A 3,259-nucleotide genomic window follows, 5' to 3' on the forward strand; every position below is an offset into this window, starting at 1 on the left:
CCGGCCTATCAACCCAGTGGTCTGGCTGGGGGCCTCTCACACACGAGGTGTATGGAAATCTCATCTTGAAGCGAGCTTCCCGCTTAGATGCTTTCAGCGGTTATCCCATCCGAACGTAGCTAATCAGCGGTGCACTTGGCAGTACAACTGACACACCAGAGGTTCGTCCGTCCCGGTCCTCTCGTACTAAGGACAGCCCTTCTCAAATTTCCTGCGCGCGCAGCGGATAGGGACCGAACTGTCTCACGACGTTCTAAACCCAGCTCGCGTACCGCTTTAATGGGCGAACAGCCCAACCCTTGGGACCTACTCCAGCCCCAGGATGCGACGAGCCGACATCGAGGTGCCAAACCATGCCGTCGATATGGACTCTTGGGCAAGATCAGCCTGTTATCCCCGAGGTACCTTTTATCCGTTGAGCGACGGCCATTCCACAATGTACCGCCGGATCACTAGTCCCGACTTTCGTCCCTGCTCGAGATGTCTCTCTCACAGTCAAGCTCCCTTGTGCACTTACACTCGACACCTGATTGCCAACCAGGCTGAGGGAACCTTTGGGCGCCTCCGTTACTTTTTAGGAGGCAACCGCCCCAGTTAAACTACCCATCAGGCACTGTCCCTGACCCGGATTACGGGCCGAAGTTAGATGTCCAAAGTGACCAGAGTGGTATTTCAACGATGACTCCACCCGAACTGGCGTCCGGGCTTCAACGTCTCCCACCTATCCTACACAAGCCACTCCGAACACCAATACCAAACTATAGTAAAGGTCTCGGGGTCTTTCCGTCCTGCTGCGCGTAACGAGCATCTTTACTCGTACTGCAATTTCGCCGAGTTTATGGTTGAGACAGCGGGGAAGTCGTTACTCCATTCGTGCAGGTCGGAACTTACCCGACAAGGAATTTCGCTACCTTAGGATGGTTATAGTTACCACCGCCGTTTACTGGGGCTTAAATTCTCAGCTTCGCCTTGCGGCTAACCGGTCCTCTTAACCTTCCAGCACCGGGCAGGAGTCAGTCCGTATACATCGTCTTGCGACTTCGCACGGACCTGTGTTTTTAGTAAACAGTCGCTTCCCCCTGGTCTCTGCGGCCCCGATCCCCTCCACACCGCAAGGGTGTATCAAGGTTGGGGCCCCCCTTCTCCCGAAGTTACGGGGGCATTTTGCCGAGTTCCTTAACCATAATTCTCTCGATCGCCTTAGTATTCTCTACCTGATCACCTGTGTCGGTTTGGGGTACGGGCGGCTAAAACCTCGCGTCGATGCTTTTCTCGGCAGCATAGGATCACCAAATCCCCCCAAACGGGGGTCCCATCAGATCTCAGGCATCATGAACAGCGGATTTGCCTACCGTTCGCCCTACATCCTTAGACCGGGACAACCATCGCCCGGCTTGGCTACCTTCCTGCGTCACACCTGTTAATACGCTTGCCTCCCAGGATCAGGTCCTGCGCTCCACCAAAACCCTCACACCACAAGGGCGATCGGGCAGGTCTCGGGCAGTTAGTATCCCCTGTTCAGCATGGGCGGTTTTTCGCCGGTACGGGAATATCAACCCGTTGTCCATCGACTACGCCTGTCGGCCTCGCCTTAGGTCCCGACTTACCCAGGGCAGATTAGCTTGACCCTGGAACCCTTGATCATTCGGCGGACGGGTTTCTCACCCGTCTTTCGCTACTCATGCCTGCATTCTCACTCGTGTAGGCTCCACCGCTGGTTTACACCGCGACTTCACCGCCCACACGACGCTCCCCTACCCATCCAGACGCCTGAACCACAAGGGCTTAGCTAATATCTGAATGCCACAACTTCGGCGGTGTACTTGAGCCCCGCTACATTGTCGGCGCGGAATCACTTGACCAGTGAGCTATTACGCACTCTTTTAAGGATGGCTGCTTCTAAGCCAACCTCCTGGTTGTCTTCGCAACTCCACATCCTTTCCCACTTAGCACACGCTTAGGGGCCTTAGTTGGTGGTCTGGGCTGTTTCCCTCTCGACTATGAAGCTTATCCCCCACAGTCTCACTGCTGCGCTCTCACTTACCGGCATTCGGAGTTTGGCTGACGTCAGTAACCTTGTAGGGCCCATTAGCCATCCAGTAGCTCTACCTCCAGCAAGAAACACGCAACGCTGCACCTAAATGCATTTCGGGGAGAACCAGCTATCACGAAGTTTGATTGGCCTTTCACCCCTACCCACAGCTCATCCCCTCCATTTTCAACTGAAGTGGGTTCGGTCCTCCACGACGTCTTACCGTCGCTTCAACCTGGCCATGGGTAGATCACTTCGCTTCGGGTCTAGATCACGCCACTGCAACGCCCTATTCAGACTCGCTTTCGCTACGGCTGCCCCACACGGGTTAACCTCGCGACGTAACACTAACTCGCAGGCTCATTCTTCAAAAGGCACGCCGTCACCAGAATCAGACTGGCTCCGACGGATTGTAAGCACACGGTTTCAGGTACTGTTTCACTCCCCTCCCGGGGTACTTTTCACCTTTCCCTCACGGTACTGGTCCGCTATCGGTCATTAGGGAGTATTTAGGCTTATCAGGTGGTCCTGACAGATTCGCACGGGATTTCTCGGGCCCCGTACTACTTGGGATACTCATCCAGGCGGTACACAACATTACGGTTACGGGGCTAACACCCTCTCTGGCCGGCCTTTCAAGACCGCTCACCTATGCCTGCACATCACACCCCACCAGCCCGGCAGAACTGGTATGGAAAGTCCCACAACCCCGACCATGCAACGCCCGCCGGCTATCACACATGGAACGGTTTAGCCTGATCCGCGTTCGCTCGCCACTACTAACGGAATCACTATTGTTTTCTCTTCCTGCGGGTACTGAGATGTTTCACTTCCCCGCGTTCCCTCCACGCACCCTATGTGTTCAGATGCGGGTCACCAGGCAACTCGCGCCCCTGGCGGGGTTTCCCCATTCGGACACCCTGGGATCACAGTCCGGTTATCGACTCCCCCAGGCTTATCGCAGATTCCTACGTCCTTCTTCGGCTCCTAATGCCAAGGCATCCACCGTGTGCTCTTAAAAACTTGACCACAAAAGATCAAAAACGCTAATTTTCGAGAGAACCACAGAAACCAACCACACCCAACAACACCACCCCAAAAAGGATGACACCATCACGCGCAGCCAGATCCAGGTTCATATTCTTGGAAATTGCTTCTTATAAAAGATGCTCGCGTCCACTATGTAGTTCTCAAACAACAACCCCGTACCACACACCCCACACACGC

The 3,259-nt window shown here is 54.8% G+C and carries 1 rRNA gene; it reads right to left on the reverse strand.

What is annotated here, in order from left to right:
- Positions 1-3,061 (reverse strand): 23S ribosomal RNA (locus IEX43_RS20135); the annotation flags it as partial.
- Positions 3,062-3,259: the final 198 nt, after the last annotated feature.

The sequence above is a fragment of the Pseudarthrobacter polychromogenes genome (genome assembly GCF_014644495.1).
GTDB classification, from domain to species: domain Bacteria; phylum Actinomycetota; class Actinomycetes; order Actinomycetales; family Micrococcaceae; genus Arthrobacter; species Arthrobacter polychromogenes.